Below are 18,652 nucleotides of genomic sequence, written 5' to 3'. Positions count from 1 at the left end.
TAGACATAATGACTCCCACACGGTGTTAGCCTCCGCTTTTCGTGGGTTAGCTTAATTCAAAGCCAGAGCCATAATTAGTTTGTCAATTAACTAAACAGCAGAGGCTAACATGAATAAACATAGCATACTTTTTATCGGTCTTGATACACATAAAGAATTCAATGAAGTCGCCTATATTGAAGAACATAGAGGTGCGCAACCTGTTCATCTTGGCCGAGTTTCGTCTTCCAAAGTGGCCGTTCAAAAGCTTGTTCGTCAGTTCGAATCGAAATACTCTGGCGCAACACTTCATTTTGTTTATGAAGCAGGCCCATGTGGTTATTGGATTTACAGGTTAATTACCAGCCTCGGCCATTGCTGTTACGTGGTGGCGCCCTCTCTTATTCCTAAAAAACCTGGTGAGAAGATTAAAACCGATAAACGTGATGCTCTTAAGCTTGCTAAATTACTTAAGTCTGAAGATTTAACACCTATCTATGTTCCCGAGCCTGAAGATGAAGCTGTACGCGATTTATCTCGTGCACGCGAAGTGGCAATGAAGGACTTAAAAGATGCCAAATATCAATTAAAGGCGCTGTTGCTTCGCAATAATATCAATTATAAAGGCACTGCGAATTGGTCACAAAAACATTTACGTTGGCTCACTGAGATTGTGCTGCCACACCCCGCTCAGCACATCGTCTTACAAGAATTTTTACACACAATTACCGAACGAATAAGCCGACTTGAACGGCTAGACAATGAACTAACACACCACGTTCACCAGTGGCGTTATTATCCTGTTGTCAAAGCAATACAAGCTATGCGTGGTGTCCGTTTGTTGGTCGCCACTGGCGTTGTTGCTGAGCTTGGCGATTTATCGCGTTTCGACCATCCCCGTAAATTAATGAGTTATCTCGGTCTTGTACCCAGTGAACACTCGAGTGGTGGCAAACGCCATATTGGCGCCATCACAAAATGCGGAAATGGCCGAGCAAGACGCCTTCTTGTGGAAGGTGCACACACTTATCGGTATGCGGCAAATATATCAACAGATATGCAAAAACGACAAGAAGGCTTACCAAAGGACATTATTGATATTGCGTGGAAAGCACAGATTAGGCTCTGCAAACGCTATAAAAAAATGATAGCCAAAGGGAAACACTACAATCTGGTTGTTACCGCCATTGCCCGAGAAATGATTGCGTACATATGGGCTATTGCAAAAGAAGTGGTGCTTACGCCAGTGAATACAAAACTTAGATTGGCAAGAGTACCCGCATGATAAACGTATTAGAGTTAATGCATGGGATCAAGCATCGGGTGTGGCACAACCACCGACGGCGTTAGGATGGCAGTGCAGCTAACGCTGCATTGAACCACGAACATAGACTGAAGACAGGTGCCACGACGAAATAAGTAAGGTCTGCTCTGTTACTAGAAATAGTAATAACCAACGAATATCAGCAAGATAACCGACGACATTACTTGCTTCATCCTATGTATTAACTCGCTCTAATTCGAGCTAAAGTAATTATGGCTTAAAAAGTTAGGCAGGGATCAGTGCGTTTAACTTGACAGTGGGAGTCATACCAACGCCACAATCAAAGGCAAAAAATAGTTGGTTAAAATTAGCGACGCAGGAGCAAAACCAACTGTTTTTTGTCCCGCTGAATTGACTTGTTAGAGGCACGGATCTTCAGAGCTTAAAATCTCTGCGTACCACTTTTCTTTGTAGAGAGCTTCAATTGCACCACACTCGAGTTCATCATTTAAATAAACAGGAAATTTTTCCCAGTAACTAATTTCAAGACCTCCACCAGATACTGCAATACCTCTCCTGTTTATCAATATACTCGCAACAAAATTTCCATCATCGAATGTATGCGCAACAGCTAGAACAACACCAAGGCTTGTTATCTTACTTTGTATTTCTTTTATTTTGGTTTCTTGAGACGAACTGTTTTCACAGTTTTGACTGATATATTTCATTGAGCCGAGTTCAACTCTACGTAAACATTTGTCGCTCTTAAATAATTCAACGATAGAAGTTATTTCAGTTTCATTTACCTTAAACCAGTCATCAACATCACTGATTTCCATATCAACACCTTCTGTACCACATCCTGATAGCAAGAATAGGGCTAGAAAAATGGTTGCTAACTTCATAGTGCCTCTAACGCCTCGCTTAACCGGCGCAAAATAGCAGGCTAAAATTAGCGACGGAGGAGCGCAAGCCTGCTGTTTTGCGTCCTTTGGTTAAAGCGTTTGTTAGGTAACGTTTATCACTTTAGGTGGTTGATTAGTTAAAACATGTACGAATTCGTTGGTTGTCATTAACGACCAATGTTCAAGTGTTCCAACTGCAGTATCAAAAACAATTGTATCTGACTTAGCGTGCTCCAATAAACGTGACGCATTGTACTTAGCTAGAACACCTTCTTGCCGATCAGCATGGAAGTCATTCCTGTGATCACATTCATCATAAACTTGAAACATTACAGTAAAAGTGAATATAACTAAATAACGTTGCGGCTCTCGTAACTGCTCTTCTTTAGGGAGCATTTCTTCAACAGTAAGAGTTAATAGTCTGTCCCTATACTGAAAGTTTTCGAGAAACCATTTTTGATAATTGTGTATATCAAGCTCAGTTTTCATTTAGTTACCTAACTTCCAAATATGGGGCGCAAACACGTGTGCAATAATGGCGAAGCCGCGCACGTGTTTGCGTCCCAGCGAGCGGCAGCGAGTGACATAATTTGTTTGTTATAAGCCATTGTTAAAACTGCCTTGCTTAGTCTTTTTATAGTTTAACCACATTGCAACGGAAAGAACAAAACCACCGATTAATATTAGAATGGCCCTGTTTGTTTGAGTTGGCTGAAGTACGGGCGCGAGTGTGTTGAGCCATAATGGGAAAAAGAAGGCAAACGGAATAACCACGCCGATAAATACAGCAAAAATGAGATAGCAAATTGCGTTGTTAGTTAACCCTGCTGGTCTTGGCCAACCGAAGCGAAGGTTTAACATTTTGTGACCTTTAACTAGCAAGTTTATGGCAACCAAATAGATGGCAGCGCCAATTGTAAAAATGATTATTTCCATGGGCTTACACTGGCTTATAACACTTTCCATAACCGGTTTTGGCCGCTCTTGCTAAAATCCGGTTCATGGATTTGTTATATCCACTACTCAGAAGCTTAAACCAGCCGTTTAGATCGAAAATAGCAAATCTCCTTTGAAGTAGTGCGCTATCAAAGCGCCAACAACAATTAGTAAAATACCAAGCAAAGCCTTGGGAAAACCAATTAACTCTACATCTTTGCTTTTCGTATATTTACTATTTTCAATCACAAAGGTGTTAGTCCCTGAAGTACCTGCTGATAGAGTCAAATTAATTTTTTTCTTAAAGAGTACAATCATCCCTAAAATCAAAAAAATCGCAGATACAACATCGCCATGATAAATATCCAAAACCACTCCCTTTTAAAAATAGACCTATGAAGCCAAACTAGGCATATAACAATTTAATAGTGCGCTCATCGCGCATATTTCTGCCGACTTAACGCTCACTTATCTACTTTATATAGTTTTAACAAATTACCTAAGGTATTACTATCACTAAGTTTTCTAAAGTTTTTAGGTAAACTTAAATAATCCAATTTGCGCGCAGCGCTCATTTTCATGAATATATGCGCAAAGTGCAGTTTAACCAATCAATTAACGACGATATTTAGCCAATCTCAATGAGCGGTTATCACTGATAAACGCCTTACTACATTTTTAACATCAGATAGCTTAGCTTTCAGAACATTCTTTTAGTACGAGTTTAAACAATAAACGCTATCCATACCGTATTAAATCAAGAAAAATAAAGTATGGAATATTAATTTGGAATCTCTATTTAATCCTTTGATTAGGTAAAGCCTAAAAAACCAAATTCTATTCCCTATGAAGAGAAGCCTATGAGGAAAACCCAAATAAGGAACGACAGCACCATCCCTACAAGCCTTGCCACGTAAGGCTCTTTATTCCAGATGTGTGACAAACTATTCCAAAGTTGAATGAGAAAGAACATATAGCGATCTTTTTTGATCAAAATACAGCGATTATCCGATTAAGTGCAATTTGTCATAAAACTGCAATCAAAATAGGTGATAATTTAAACTCGAACTGTATTTTTTATAATCTAGAAGTTGAAGTAAATGAGCACACCAATGACGCAACTCACATTTGCGTTACAATCGTTTGAAGATCCTCTCTCTGCGGCTATGGGCCACACAATGGAATACGAGCAGTTAACCTTGCAAGCCAGTGCTATGCATGAAATAACGCTGCAATGCGTATTGCCTGACGACGCCCACGATAACGATATTATTTCGCTGAGCGCAACGTATCCCAGTGCCCGTGATGCGCAATACTTTACTGAAAAAGTACTCACTAACGCCGACTTAGAGCGTGGTTATGTGTATTTAACATTAAGTAAAATTACCCAAAGCCACTGCTTAGTAATGCAATTGATGCTGCATGGCTTAAATGCCACTTTAAAAAATAGTTTACAGTTTGATATGCAAGTAAATGCGTTTGAGGCTGGTTATAAAAATCAGCAAGCCCTTAAAAGCCAAACTAAGCCACACGGCGTTAAAAAATACTTTCGGAATATGAGCTCAAGTTTATTTTCGTTTTTTTAATGTGTTGGTATACAAATTTATAAAAACTTAATCAGCAAAACTCACTTTACCCATAGTGACCCCAGCAATACCCTGCGCAGTATTATTTAGGTGCTGTTGCTCACCTGCTAGGCATTCGTTGGCTAAAATGGCAAATAGTACGGCTTCCTTGGCATCGGGGTTTATGCCTAAATCATCAGTCTTTTTGAACGCTTTAATAGTCGGGCACAGCGCATTAAGGTGCGCCATTAATAATGGGTTATGAATACCGCCACCACTTGCGTACACCACACACTCTTTAGCACTTTGCGCGCATTCGTTTAACGCATTTGCAATTACCCTTGCGCTAAACATATTTAAAGTTGCCATTACATCTTCATGGCTTAAGTGCTGTGTATTTGTTTGCAGCTGAGCTCCATGCAAATACGCTAAATTAAATACTTCAGGCCCTGTTGTTTTAGGCAGCGCAAGCTCAAAAAAAGTGTTGCTACACAATGCATTTAATAAGAGTGAATTAACCTTGCCAGCTTTAGCTATTTTAGCGCCATCATCAAAGTGAATGCCTTTAAAATTCTGCTGTACGTACGCATCCATAATGGTGTTACCTGGGCCTATGTCGCTACTAAATACGCTATTTGCATCACCGCTTTTAGGTAAAAACGTTAAATTAGCAATACCCCCCATGTTTAATAAAATGCGGTTCTCATTGTGGTTTGCAAAAAATAAGTAATCGCCATATACCGCAAGCGGTGCACCTTCCCCTCCTGCGGCTATGTGTTTTTGCCTAAAGTCACCAATCGTTGTAATGCCGGTAGTAACGGCTATTTGGTCGCTGTCGCCAATTTGTAATGTGCCATTAGTAAAGCTTTTATGATTATGCTGCGACTGTGGGCAGTGGTAAATTGTTTGCCCATGACTGGCTATTACATCAATACTTGCTGGATTTACCTGCCAAGTATGTAAGCACTGATTAACCATATCGCCATGGAGTTTACCCACCCATGGATGCAGTAAGGTAACAAGTTCTAAGTCACACTCTCGTTTGGCAAATACCTGCTTTATTTTGCTTTTATACTCGTTGTTATAGTCAACGGTGGTAAAGTTAAGCACTTCAATTTGCGTATTTATACCTGCGCCCGTTACCTTACACAGTGCTACATCGAGCCCATCTAACGAGGTCCCGCTCATTAAACCTATAATTAAACGGCTTGGCTTTTGGGCACTATTATAAAGGGCGGCTATATGTGGGTGCATAAAGGTATCTTAAACAGGTATCATATTTTGCTTATATTAGAGTACTTTAAAACAAAGTTATAGCCGTAAACGGTTAATCTTTGTGATTGTGCAATCTCTAATTGCTTGCTAAGTTGACCCGTATGCAACAGACACTTAATTAAAACAATGATCACCCTAAGAGACTTTAAACCAAAAGACGCGCCACACATTATTAATACCTTAAATGATGAACAGGTTACGCGCTTTTTATCCTCTAAAATTCCATTTCCGTATACTCAAGCCGACGCCGACTGGTGGATAAACCAAGGCTCTAAAAGTGGAATAGTTAAGGCCATTGTTGTAGATGAGCAATTTGCGGGGTGTATTGGTATCACCCCCGGAGAATTTGAATATAGCCGCAGTGGCGAAATAGGCTATTGGCTTAATAGCCACTTTTGGGGGCAAGGAGTAATGACTCATGCTATTTCGCAAATTTGCGATGACGCATTTAAAAGCTCAAACCTAAATAGAATTTTTGGCGCTGTATTTGCTGGCAATACAGGCTCTGTAAAGGCACTCACTAAATGCGGCTTTAAAGCTGAAGCCGTTCTCAAACAGGCCATTTATAAAAATGGTGTGTTTTACGATAGCCATATTTTTAGCAAGCTAAAATAAACCGTTTAGAATAAATACTCTGCAAAGCTTGAATTACCAGCCTCGCGCCCAAAGCTCGTGTATTAAGGTACAAATTTTTATTTTCGTATAACTTAGCGCGCATTATTGTTTAGGCTCAACCTGGTTTTAAACGCGTAAACATTCGCTAAGTAAATTCACTCTTAAGAGGAGATTTTTATGTCTGCAACTAGTCGTCAACTTACTTTAGCATCACGCCCGCACGGTGCCCCTACCGATGAAAACTTTGAACTTAAAACAGTAGATTTACCAGCGCTTAAAGATGGCGAGGTGCTGCTGCGCACTATTTACCTATCACTTGACCCATACATGCGTGGCCGCATGAGCGATGCAAAGTCGTATGCCGATCCGGTTAATGTGGGCGATGTAATGGTAGGCGCTACCGTATGCCAAGTAGAAGAGTCTAAAAACGATAAATTCAGCGAAGGCGAATGGGTACTTGCTTACACCGGTTGGCAAGATTACGCCATTACTAACGGCGAAGGCCTTATGCAATTAGGTAAAGACCCAGAAAACCCATCTTACGCACTCGGTATTATGGGTATGCCAGGCTTTACAGCCTACATGGGCTTACTTGATATTGGCGCACCTAAAGAAGGCGAAACCGTTGTAGTAGCTGCTGCAACAGGGCCTGTTGGCGCAACCGTTGGCCAAATAGCTAAAATTAAAGGCTGTAAAGTGGTAGGCGTTGCTGGTGGCAGCGAAAAGTGTACACATGCCGTTGAAAAGCTGGGCTTCGATGCCTGTATTGATCACAAAGCCGATGACTTTGCAGAGCAGCTAGAAAAAGCCTGTGATAACGGCATAGATGTTTATTACGAAAATGTGGGCGGTAAAGTGTTTGATGCCGTATTACCTCTACTTAATACCGCAGCCCGTGTGCCACTGTGTGGTTTAGTATCGCAATATAATTCTACCAGCCTTCCAGATGGTCCTGATCGTATGGGTATGCTAATGGGGCAGTTGCTTACTAAACGTATTAAAATGCAAGGCTTTATAATTTTTGACGACTACGGCCACCGCTACGACGAATTTGCACAAGACATGCAAAAATGGCTACAAGATGGCAAAGTACAATACCGCGAACACATGGTAGAAGGTATTGAAAACACCATTAGCGCATTCAACGATATGCTAAACGGTAAAAACTTTGGTAAAACCGTTGTTAAGATTAACGAGCCACTTTAAATTTTACAAAGCGTTACTGCACATGCAGTAACGCCAACAAGGACTGACATGATTAAACTACACCATTTAAATAAATCGCGCTCAAAACGTATTATTTGGCTTTTAGAAGAGCTTGATGTTGATTACGAAATTGTTGCCTACCAGCGCAACACAGAGACCTTTTTAGCGCCTGACGAACTTAAAAAAGTACACCAATTAGGTAAGTCACCAGTGATTGAGGACGATGGCTTAATTGTTACCGAATCTGGCGCGATCACCGATTATTTAATTACTAAATACGGTAACGGTAAATTTGCACCAAAAGCCGGCACTGCCGAATATGTTGAATATCAACAATGGCTTCACTTTGCCGAAAGCTCAGCTATTTTGCCGCTACTGCTTAAAATGTTTGTTTTAAAAGATGGCGCTAAAACAGAGTTTTTAGAAAATTACGCCGATGCAGAAACCGTAAAAGTAATTAGCTACTTTAACGACCGACTCCAAGGTAAACGTTATTTAGTCGGCGACACGTTAACCGGTGCCGATATTATGATGTCGTTTATTGTAGAAATAGTTAAAAACTCGGGCCAGCTTGCCCACTTTAAACACCTTGTAAAGTACGATGAGCAATTACAAAGCCACGAGAAGTTTCATACAGCTAATGAGTTAGAAGCTAAATACGATTAATTAGTACAAAACACAGATAAACCAAAGGGGCTTTTAAGCCCCTTTTTTAGTGCATATGTTTTTATTAAATACCCGCTATTTCGCGCTCTGTAATACACTCGTTTGAGGCCATTTCAAACTCGCGGCACGTAAGTGGGCGGTTTTCGTAAATAGTACACATTAGGGTATTGCGGTCGAGTGCTTGGCACCAGCCGTCGTCTGCGCGTTTCATTACTTCGCTGCCCCATTTGTCGTAATCAATGTACTGAAAAGGCACGCCGGTGTCGGTCACTATGCGCACTTCTAATTGGCAGCAACATGCCTGGCAATTAGCGCAGGTTACGGGCTCAGGTGTAGAGGAAATAGTTTTACTTGGAATAACAGTATTAGGCATAGTGACTTACTTTTTTTAATAAGCCACTAGGATACAGTAACTAATTTAACGCGCTAGTAGTTTTGCTTTTATATCGCTGTAACGCATCTGCTCACAAAGCGCAAAACCACTCAGTTGGCGCACTTTATTACGTGCAAATAATGGCACGCTCATGCCCGCTAAAAAGCGGCACTGAGTTTCAATACCTACACTGTGAATACCTTTTGTTGCCATGTGCGCTAAAAACTCATCCACTTTTTGATAAACAACGTCATCGGCAATGTGAGCAGGCTCTATTGAATACTCAAGTTTTACAGCATTACCACGGCATACACTGCAATGCCCGCATTGCACTGGCGCATTTTGGTCGTCAAAATAGCGCGCCAAGTTATAGCTTAAGCAACTTTGTAGCTCAAAAAAGCGTACCAATGCAGCTATACGTTTAATCTCAGCTTGTTCTTTTTCGATAAAATAACTGTGTAATTGTTTTGCAAGTTCAGGGTTATTTATAACCTCACTATGCACTTTGTAAACTTGGGTAATACGTTTGGTTTCAAGGGTTACTAGGTTTTTTTCGGCTAAGTAGTCAAGCGCTGCCACTACGCGTTTACGGTCAACTTGGGCGGCTTGGGTAAGGGTGTCGAAATTAAGCGTGCCCCATATTTTTTTAAAATCGGTGTGGCTAAATATTTGCGTTAAAAAGGCTTGGCGCTGGTCGTCAAACTGGCTAAGTAGCTCGTTTTTATCAACCAAAAACTTGTATTTAAAATCGGCGTAATAGGCGTACTGCGGCGTTATTGCACCTTGCATTTCTAATTGTACCAGCAAGGTTTTAAGCGCTAATTGGCGAATGTTACTTTCGCTCGATAAGCTGTACTCCTGCATTTCCCATTGCTGCGGCTGCGATTTAATATCGTTAATTACGTATTCAATGCCGCTAAGCTCAGGGGTGTCGCCATACACAAAGTTTTCTACTGTGTTTAGGCCATCTAAATTAGCCAAGGTGTAACAGTTTGATGGGTTGCCATCGCGCCCTGCGCGGCCAATTTCTTGGCTGTAGTTTTCAATTGATTTTGGTAAATCGTAATGAATAACAAAGCGAATATCTGATTTATCAACGCCCATACCAAAGGCTATTGTTGCCACAACAACGTTAATTTTACCCGCCATAAAATCATCTTGAATTTGCCACCTTAGTGTATCTTCAAGCCCTGCATGATACGCAACCGCTTGAATACCTTGCGCACTTAGCGTATTAGCCACTTGCTCGGCACTTTGCTGAAGCGTTACATAAACAATACCTGGGCCATTTTGCGCACGCACTATGTTTGTAAGCTCAGTGTTTTTATCAGCCGTTTTTACACTTAGCACACTTAAATCGAGGTTAGCGCGGTAAAAGCCGGTTTGTACAATGCACTCTGGGGCAATATTAAAACGCTCGCTCATGTCGCGTTTTACTTTTTTAGTGGCTGTGGCGGTGAGTAATAGTACCAGTGGAATATTTAGCTCTTCGCGGTATCGCGGTAGTTTAAGGTAGTCGGGTCTAAAGTTATGGCCCCATTCAGATATACAGTGCGCTTCGTCTACCACCAGCATAGACAGCGCCACTTGGCTTATAAACTCTCTAAAACGCTCGTTTTTAAAACGCTCAACCGACACCATTAATACTTTAATTTTACCATTTCGCACATCGTTCATTACGGTGCTGCTTTGCATTTGGTCTTGGCTCGAATCAAGGCTTGCCGCGTAAATACCTTTGCTATTTAAAAAGCTAATTTGATCTTTCATCAATGCAAGTAAAGGCGACACCACCAAGGTTAAGTTTGGTAAATGTATAGCTGTTAGCTGATAACACAACGACTTACCCGACCCCGTAGGAAATATAGCCAGTGACGATTGCCCATTTAAAAGCTGCTCAATGGTTTGCTGTTGCCCTGCTCTAAATTGGCTAAAACCAAAATGCTGCTCAAGTGATTTAATTAATGGCGTGGTCATAAATATCCTTTTTGGCTAGGGAATAGGCTTTAACAGCAAAAGTGCAACGTAAATGAAATATTTGCATATACCCCAAAGCATCTCAATATAAGAGTGTCTGTTGGCATTAAAAGCAATTTAGATAAAGCATAGATTGCAAGTATTAGCGGCTTTATTGCAACAATCCACAAAGCACTAAAACCCACCTTAAATCAATAGATTAAAATACTTAAAAGCATTTAATATCTGCGTTATGCCCTATTAGAAGCAAGCTGCCTTTTATGTAAAGTAACGCCTTTATATTAGGGGCCTGTAAAGCGCTAAATTTTTCATACTGAGGCAATTTAGACCTTAGTATACAACAAATAAGCTTATCAATTGCTGACATATGTTTTATTTAGGCGCAAAATACGCAGCAGATGCTCAATGGTGCTAACAGCCAAGCTAATTTTGTATACCCAAGTGATTTTTTATAAGCGTTATAAGCAGATTATTTGGGTATATTATTTTTTAAGGGCATTGCTATGAATATAACTAAACCTAAAATCGTCGTTATTGGCGGTGGCGCAGGCGGACTAGAGCTGGCAACACAATTAGGGCATAAATTAGGGAAGAAAAAACAAGCAGAAATTCTTTTAATCGATAAAAACCGCACCCACATATGGAAGCCGTTACTACACGAAGTAGCGACAGGCTCTATTGACCCCGATTTAGATGGCGTTGTGTATTCAGCCCACGCTGCAAAACATCATTATAATTTTCAGCTTGGTACATTTTGCGATATAGACCAAAGCAATAAAACCATTACCCTTGCACCGCATCTTGATGAGCTAGGCCACACTATTTTGCCACAGCGCAGCGTACGCTACGACCACCTTGTTATTGCCATTGGCAGCGTAAGCAACGACTTTAATACCCCAGGCATAAAAGATCATTGCTACTTTTTAGACTCAAACCAGCAAGCTGAGCGTTTTCAGCATTCTCTACTCGACAGCTTTACTCGCCTTCACCAAGACGACAACCAACAGCAATCATTAAATATTGCCATTGTGGGCGGCGGCGCAACCGGCGTTGAGCTCTCGGCAGAGCTTTACCATGTATCTGAATTATTAAAGCTTTACGGCCTTACAAATATGTCGTCTAAGCGTTTACATATTCATTTAATAGAAGCGGGGCCCCGTATTTTGCCCGCCCTACCCGAGCGCATAGCCGATAGCGCAAAGCGCGAGTTATTAAAACTCGGCGTAAACGTACGAGAGCAAACACTGGTAAAAGAAGCCACCGAACAAGGGTTTATAACAAAAGACGAAGAACACATAGACGCCGATATAATGGTATGGGCTGCAGGTGTAAAAGCGCCAGATTTTATTAAAGATTTAGGTATTTTCGATCTTACCCGCAGTAACCAAATTCAAGTAAACGAGTTTTTACAAAGCACCGTAGATGAGAGCATTTTTGTTATTGGTGATTGCTGCGCCTTTACCCAAGAAGACGGAAAGCTCGTTCCACCGCGTGCGCAATCGGCGCATCAAATGGCGCTATGTGTAGAAAAAAACCTCATTGCCACGTTAAAACAACAGCCATTATGCGGCTTTAAATATAGCGACCATGGCTCTCTCGTTAACTTATCGCGCTACAGTACGGTAGGTAATTTAATGGGTAATTTAACCAGCAATACCTTTTTTATAGAAGGTAAAATTGCTCGCTTTATGTATATATCACTGTATCGCATGCACCAGCGCGCCATACACGGCAGCGCAAAAACCTTTGCATTATGGATAAGCGAAAAAGTACTGCGCGTAGTACGCCCTAAAATGAAATTGCACTAGAACATAAACAGCAGCTAAATAGTCAAAAAGCTTTAATAGGTAATGTAAGTTATCCTTTAAAGCTTTTTTGCATTATGCGTATCTAAAATAGTACCATGCAGTTAGATGTAATTGTAATTCAAGGGATTGACGCTAATGAAAAAAATACTTTTTGGGATTGTAATAATCACTGCTTTAGCTGTTTATTTTTTTCAAACTCAACCGCACTCTGTAGCTGTAGAGCAAGCAGATCAAGTGAAACCAGCCACCTCTGAGACCAGCGTAGTTAATAAAAAGCAGCCAAATGAGGACTCACCGCTACAGGTAGTAAATAAACTAAAAAAACAGATTAGCCTGTGTAGAGATCAGTCACAACAACAAAGCAATAAAGTACAAACATTGAATCAATCGCTTGTTTCATTTTTTGTAAGTGAACTTAAAAAAGGGACATCGGTATCCACGCTTTTAAAGTATACAGATTTATCAAAAATCAATCAGCGTACATACATTGCCCTTTTAAAAGATGCCATTATTGCAGAGCAAAAGCAGCAACTTAACATTACTAGCTCTTTAAACGAGTTAGCTAATTGGCAAGGTATTGAGGCAATTAAGGGCTTCACCAATGATAAAGTAAAGGAAATGATTCAACAGCTTGGAGATAATAAGCATAACCCTCCAGGACTTACTCTGAGTGTACCCCTTGATGAAAATGTACAAAAAGAAACGCTTTACGCTTTATTAAGCAACACCGATACATTTACCACTTACTCTAAAACGTTTCTTAAACTTGAAGGCAGTGAGGTTATTTCTCCGGCTACATTGTTTGTGCTTAATGCAAATAAATTTACGCCAAAAGAGTTTGAGCAGGCTATTTCATCTAACCAATTTACAGTGAATGAAGTGGCTACCGCTATAAAAAACGATATTCCTAATGAGTATATTATTGCGCTTTTACAGCAAGTTCCCGTGCTAGATGCCATGCCGTTATACGAAAAAAACACTGTTTTATATAACTTAGCCGATATTGCGGTCAGTAAATTTAATTTACCTCTTGTAAAAGCACTGCAAACAAAAGGCGTTACACCAACCAACGAGCCAGGCCTATTTACAGGTTTAGACGTGGCTATTGTAAACCTGCCTAAAAGCGGTAACTTAACCCTAGCCCCATTAGATACTAAGCACACCCAGCTTTTAGATTATCTTAAAAAGCGTGGTTACAAAGCACATAGCGGCAATGCGAATGAAGACCTAAATAGCAAAGGGGTATTTTTTGTAAATGACTTTATTTACCAGCAAGGGGCCTATATTAATAAGCAGGACAACCCAGCGCAATACGCTTACTTTAGCCCTATTGGTAAAATTAACAATAGCGCGTTACCCCAAATAACTGAGCCTGATAATTCTGATGTTGCCCTTTTTTTAGTAGATTTAAAGCAGCAAAAAGCGCAGCTAAACAATAAAAGGCAAAACTGTGAGCTGTTACAACAACAGTTAAAAGATACAGAGCAGCTGCACACAGTAATGCAAGCTTATGACAAAGTTCAACAGGTTAAAAATAAGCACGGATCTAACTTTGTACGTGTTTTGCACGATATAGACCCTGTTTTAGTCAATTATTGGTGGAGTAGTCTGAGTAACCAGCTTTCAAACGATAGAAGCCAAAGCACATTTAACGAATATTTATCTAAGAAAGAATATCAAAAAGCTTATGAATACAGCCTCAGCACGGTATTAACTCAAGCCGAAACCGATACGCTTTTTTCTTTATTACTCTTAAACCCTGATGATTTAATCACTACTTGGCAAAACCGCATAAACCCTAAGCCACCGCGTGAGTTAACACGATTAAGCCGCTTTTCGCTAAATCATTGGCAAGCACTCGCACAGGCGGGTTTTGATTTTTCGATTACCGATATACATGGGCGCGACGTTTATACACAAGCTGCATCGTCTTCTTCTGAGGCAGTACAGTTTTTAATTGATAATAAAATACCGGCTGATCCCAGTAAGCTTGGCGTAGATATACTCGACTTAGCACTAGAGCAAAGTTACACCAAAGGGGAGTTAAGCCCAATGATTCCTTTAGCTTTGCAGCTTGTGGAAAAATTTGAGCCAAACCACTTAGCCCGCGTAGCACGATTAAAAATGTTTTACCCTGAGGTTTATCAGCAGTTAATTCAGCTAAACCCAGCGCTTAAGCCTGCCCAGGGCACAGAGCTAAATCATTATATATTTGATAATCACTAAATAACCCGCTAAGCACGCTAACGCCTCTTAGCGTGCTATTTGAAAAATTAATGTCTTTAATATTTAACATTGCCTGTGTAGAGTATTTAAAACAATTAAAGGATTAGGGCTATGACGGGTAAAACGCTAATTTTTAATTTTGATGGTACTGGGGGCGAGCCTCGCGATGCAGAGCAATTTAGCTCAGACCATTTTAAAGAAGACAGTAGTATTTCTAATATTCTTAAGCTGCATTTATTATTAGGCGGCAAACTCGATGACTCCCCCACCACCCCATTTACAAACCAACTTAGTTTTTATTATCAAGGTATTGGCACTAAAGGTAGCCGCTTAAAACGTATTTTAAACCAAACTTTAGCGCCACGTGGTGACGATGTTGCCAGTATTTTAAATCAAGCCATGAGTGATTTTAAAGCGCATTACCAACTCGGCGATACCCTTTTACTTACCGGCTTTAGCCGAGGCGGCGCACTCGCTCGGCGTTTTGCAAAAATCCTAGAGCCTTTAATTAACGATAATGTTTACGTATGTGTATTTGATACCGTGGCCTCAATAGGTTTATCAAAAGTCAGTAAAGCAACGCGCGGTGCCGAGCATGTAATATTTGAAAACCACACCATTGCTAATAATATTTCGCAGGCACTGCACTGCGTAGCACTTGATGAAAAACGCCGTGCGTTTGAACCCACCCTAATGAACCATCAAAATAATATTACCGAGCTTTGGTTTGCAGGGGCGCATTCAGATATTGGCGGCGGTTATTACCGCGATGGCCTAGCTGATATTTGCCTGCGCTATGCGCTTGAATGGTTAATTGAGCAACCACTTAATATTAGCTTATTAACCAGCCACGACATTGACTACGAAACCTTATTGCCTGGCAGTAAATTAGTTGACCAAGACGATGTAACCGTAACGCCCGATCCTCTGGCTTTAAGCCATCAGCAAAATTACTTTTGGTTTAATCCCTTTTTTAAATTGGTGGATAGGGAATGCTATGCGCTTATTGATAACGAAGCCAGCAACCTAGAACCACATATACATCAAAGCGTAGCTACACGAATTAATAAACTAACTAGTTATCGCCCAGAATCGCTTAAAAACCTGCGTTACAAAATTAGGTATAACGATAACAGCACATTAAGCTTTACTGGTTTAAGCCAACACATTGCCCTTGAAAACCAAAACATGAGTGTATTACAAGTTTCGCAAAGCCAAGATGTAATGGTGTTTGCCAGCGAGGCACATAACAATACCGGGCTTATGTTAGTTGAAGGCGCAACTTATCAGTTTGAACCCTACCCCAATCAATTTTGGTATGACGACGGCATAAAATGCACTGCAAGCGGCTGGCACCGCGATAATGTGCAATTAGGGGTTAAAGAAATCCCCATGGCATTGCTTGAACCATTTAGACGACTTCCAAGAGCGCAGTGGTTCTCTTTGGTTGGCGCAATTAACAATAGCGACGAATATTTATTTGAAATAGCCAGTGGCGCTACAGTAACTATTACTAAATCCGGTGAATTTAGCCCCTTTGCCAATGACTTAAGCCGATTTTACGGCGCCAATGCAGGGAAAATAAAAGTAAAAGTAACCCGCATAAGTTAAATGGGCTGTAGACGAGCAGTTTGCTGGCGTTTAAAAACAATGCTTTAACCGAGGTATAAAGTGATTGTTTCACCACCGAGAAGCGAAGGAGAACACCTAGAGAAGTAACTTGCATCTCGCGCGAGCAAGCTTCGCGCCTACAAGTTTCACTTCTCGTTTACTCCTCTTTCTCTTCTCTTTGTGCATTTTTGTATTAAAGATCAATAAATCACAAAGAGGTTTAGAGACGCTTCGCTTTTAGAGAAGTAACGAGCATTTTACGCGAGCAAGCTTCGCGCCTACAGCTTTCACTTCTCATTTTCTCCTCATTTTTTCTCTTTGTGCAATACAACATCGTTTGAATAATGAGATGCTTTACCTTTCGTATGAACAAGCTTCGCGCTTACAAGCCAAATTAACCACCGAGAAGAACAGAAGAAGTGATTAACCAATCCCCGTCTGTGGTTGAATTAATGAGTAGCAGCGGCTTTATGCCGCGAAAAAATTTAATACCAAACGCGAGGTAAGCTCCTGCTACGTGGTTAGTTCATAGTTTTTAGGCGCACATTGCTTTTGTTTAAAAGTGATTATGTCACCACCGAGAAGTGAAGGAGAAGAGCAGGAGAAATTGCTCACCAATCACCGTGTTTTCTCTGTGTAGCGCAAAGCGCCTCTGTGGCTTCTGTGGTTGAATTAATGAGTAGCAGCGGCTTTATGCCGCGAAAAAATTCAATACCAAACGCGAGGTAAGCTCCTGCTACGTGGTTAGTTCATAGTTTTTAGGCGCACATTGCTTTTGTTTAAAAGTGATTATGTCACCACCGAGAAGTGAAGAAGAGCAGAAGAAGCGATTAACCAATCCCCGTGTTTTCTCTGTGCAGCGCGAAGCGCCTCTGTGTCCTCGGTGGTGGTATTTAATTTACAATTAATGAAAAGCTGTACATCAACCCTGAACAAGCTTGGTGCCCACAATGTTAACATTAACACCGGAGCTATACCTTACCTTGTAGACCCTCAGCGTGCTGGCATAATGAGCGATAGCGCGTAAATATTAAACCAATACAATCACAAAGAGGCTTAGAGGCGCTTCGCTTTTAGAGAAGTAACGAGCATTTTACGCGAGCAAGCTTCGCGCCTACCGACAAAATTAACACCGAGGTAAATTACCTTGTAGACGCGCAGCTTGCTGGCGTTTTAAAAGCATCGCTTTTACCCTAGTGTTAATCCCCTTAATTTGAGGCGGCTAAGTCAGCTTCAGCATCGGCAAGCATGGCAAACTCTTCATCTGCACTTTTAGCGACTAAATGCTTAGCGCTATAACCAAAGTAATAAGCTGCACCAATCACAAATAACACTACTGTGTATAAAAATGCACGAGGGTCAAACGCATACACACCCGTTAATGCAATAAGCGATAACACTAACGCAATACCCGATGTAACCACGCCACCTGGCGTTTTATACGGGCGAGCTAAATTAGGTTGCTTAATACGTAACATAATATGGCTCAGCGCCATTAACGCATACGAAACCGTTGCACCGACCACCGCCATAGCTAACATTAAATCGCCCTCGCCACTTAGTGAGGCAATAAATCCAAAAATAGCGGGTACAATTAACGCACGCGCGGGTACTTTGCGCTCTGTAGTAATTGATAACGAACGCGGCAAATAGCCCGCACGCGAAAGCGCAAACACTAAACGGCTATAACCATAAATAATCGAAAAGAACGACGCGACCAGCCCCGCTAATCCTAAAATATTTACCACAGTGGCTAAGTTTGTATTGCCCGTGGCGTTAAGCGCATCAACTAAAGGAACTGCACTGGCGCCCATTGCGTTTGCACCACCGGCAGCAGGAACTAATACCACAACAAGTAAAGCGGTAAACAGTAAAAATAACATAGCGCCAATAATGCCTTTAGGTACATCTTTAGCTGGGTTTTTAGCTTCTTCGGCAGCAAGCGGCACGCCTTCTACTGCTAAAAATAACCACATAGCAAAAGGCAATGCAGCCCACACACCATACCAACCAAGTGGTAAAAATTCATTTGCACCTGCGGCATTAGTTACCGCAACATCAAATAAATTAGCCGCGTCAAAATTAGCAATTAACGCCACGGCGGTGGCAATAATAGCCAACACTGCTAAGCCACTTATCACCATCATTACTTTTAGCGCTTCACCCACACCCGCTAAATGAATACCCACAAACGTTAAATAAAACAGTGCATATACCCACGGGCCATTAAAACCCGTTAACGCCTCAAC

General features: G+C 41.0%; 16 protein-coding genes. 8 read left to right on the top strand and 8 right to left on the bottom strand.

The annotated features are described in order from the left end of the window. Positions 1-109: 109 nt before the first annotated feature. Positions 110-1,264 carry an IS110 family transposase gene (locus L650_RS0108480; protein ID WP_029772239.1) on the top strand — a complete coding sequence of 385 codons (1,155 nt, stop codon included), beginning with the start codon at positions 110-112 and terminating at the stop codon, positions 1,262-1,264. Positions 1,265-1,662: 398 nt separating this feature from the next. On the opposite strand, the gene L650_RS0108475 is transcribed toward L650_RS0108480, so the two are convergent. The 4 genes from L650_RS0108475 to L650_RS0108460 all read right to left on the bottom strand — a co-directional run bounded on the left by L650_RS0108475 (position 1,663) and on the right by L650_RS0108460 (position 3,453). After that, complete coding sequence (locus L650_RS0108475; protein WP_029772839.1) at positions 1,663-2,148, bottom strand: hypothetical protein; 486 nt, start codon at positions 2,146-2,148, stop codon at positions 1,663-1,665. 102 nt (positions 2,149-2,250) lie between these two features. Further along, positions 2,251-2,637: a hypothetical protein gene (locus tag L650_RS0108470; protein ID WP_029772838.1), complete on the bottom strand. Its 387-nt coding sequence runs from the start codon at positions 2,635-2,637 to the stop codon at positions 2,251-2,253. Between the two features lie 108 nt (positions 2,638-2,745). Then, the gene (locus tag L650_RS0108465) at positions 2,746-3,084 is read right to left on the bottom strand and encodes a hypothetical protein (RefSeq protein WP_174380488.1); all 339 of its coding nucleotides are present in this window, start codon (positions 3,082-3,084) and stop codon (positions 2,746-2,748) included. A 108-nt stretch (positions 3,085-3,192) separates the two neighbouring features. Next, on the bottom strand, positions 3,193-3,453 hold the full coding sequence (locus L650_RS0108460) for a hypothetical protein (protein WP_029772836.1): 261 nt from the start codon (positions 3,451-3,453) through the stop codon (positions 3,193-3,195). A gap of 731 nt (positions 3,454-4,184) precedes the next feature. On the opposite strand from L650_RS0108460, the gene L650_RS0108450 reads away from it, so the two are divergent. Beyond that, entirely contained in the window at positions 4,185-4,670 is a 486-nt protein-coding gene (locus L650_RS0108450) for a hypothetical protein (protein ID WP_029772835.1), read from the top strand. Between the two features lie 27 nt (positions 4,671-4,697). Here the strand turns inward: L650_RS0108450 and L650_RS0108445 are convergent, their stop codons facing one another. Further along, the gene (locus L650_RS0108445; RefSeq protein ID WP_029772834.1) at positions 4,698-5,903 is read right to left on the bottom strand and encodes an anhydro-N-acetylmuramic acid kinase; all 1,206 of its coding nucleotides are present in this window, start codon (positions 5,901-5,903) and stop codon (positions 4,698-4,700) included. Between the two features lie 147 nt (positions 5,904-6,050). Between L650_RS0108445 and L650_RS0108440 the strand changes: the two genes are divergently transcribed. The 3 genes from L650_RS0108440 (at position 6,051) to L650_RS0108430 (ending at position 8,411) form a co-directional block, all read left to right on the top strand. Beyond that, complete coding sequence (locus tag L650_RS0108440) at positions 6,051-6,539, top strand: GNAT family N-acetyltransferase (RefSeq protein ID WP_029772833.1); 489 nt, start codon at positions 6,051-6,053, stop codon at positions 6,537-6,539. A gap of 177 nt (positions 6,540-6,716) precedes the next feature. Continuing rightward, entirely contained in the window at positions 6,717-7,745 is a 1,029-nt protein-coding gene (locus L650_RS0108435) for an NADP-dependent oxidoreductase (RefSeq protein WP_029772832.1), read from the top strand. 48 nt (positions 7,746-7,793) lie between these two features. Next, complete coding sequence (locus tag L650_RS0108430; RefSeq protein WP_004586963.1) at positions 7,794-8,411, top strand: glutathione S-transferase family protein; 618 nt, start codon at positions 7,794-7,796, stop codon at positions 8,409-8,411. Positions 8,412-8,475: 64 nt separating this feature from the next. On the opposite strand, the gene L650_RS0108425 is transcribed toward L650_RS0108430, so the two are convergent. Next, positions 8,476-8,784, bottom strand: a complete 309-nt coding sequence (locus L650_RS0108425) for a YkgJ family cysteine cluster protein (protein ID WP_004586962.1) — start codon at positions 8,782-8,784, stop codon at positions 8,476-8,478. A gap of 45 nt (positions 8,785-8,829) precedes the next feature. Continuing rightward, positions 8,830-10,758, bottom strand: coding sequence for an ATP-dependent DNA helicase RecQ (locus L650_RS0108415; protein WP_029772830.1), 1,929 nt, complete (start codon positions 10,756-10,758; stop codon positions 8,830-8,832). Positions 10,759-11,261: 503 nt separating this feature from the next. Here L650_RS0108415 and L650_RS0108405 point away from each other — a divergent pair. The 3 genes from L650_RS0108405 to L650_RS0108395 all read left to right on the top strand — a co-directional run bounded on the left by L650_RS0108405 (position 11,262) and on the right by L650_RS0108395 (position 16,403). After that, positions 11,262-12,566, top strand: coding sequence for an NAD(P)/FAD-dependent oxidoreductase (locus tag L650_RS0108405; RefSeq protein ID WP_029772829.1), 1,305 nt, complete (start codon positions 11,262-11,264; stop codon positions 12,564-12,566). A gap of 135 nt (positions 12,567-12,701) precedes the next feature. Beyond that, positions 12,702-14,792 (top strand): hypothetical protein, encoded by a 2,091-nt coding sequence (locus tag L650_RS0108400; protein WP_029772828.1) that lies wholly within the window; start codon positions 12,702-12,704, stop codon positions 14,790-14,792. Positions 14,793-14,903: 111 nt separating this feature from the next. After that, positions 14,904-16,403 carry a T6SS phospholipase effector Tle1-like catalytic domain-containing protein gene (locus tag L650_RS0108395; RefSeq protein ID WP_029772827.1) on the top strand — a complete coding sequence of 500 codons (1,500 nt, stop codon included), beginning with the start codon at positions 14,904-14,906 and terminating at the stop codon, positions 16,401-16,403. Positions 16,404-17,611: 1,208 nt separating this feature from the next. On the opposite strand, the gene L650_RS0108385 is transcribed toward L650_RS0108395, so the two are convergent. Continuing rightward, a partial coding sequence (locus L650_RS0108385) for an amino acid permease (protein ID WP_029772826.1) occupies positions 17,612-18,652 on the bottom strand: 1,041 nt, incomplete at its 5' end.

Source organism: Pseudoalteromonas sp. TB51, from assembly GCF_000498055.1.
Taxonomy (GTDB): Bacteria; Pseudomonadota; Gammaproteobacteria; order Enterobacterales; family Alteromonadaceae; genus Pseudoalteromonas; species Pseudoalteromonas atlantica.
This window is presented reverse-complemented; position numbering and strand designations above follow the sequence as displayed.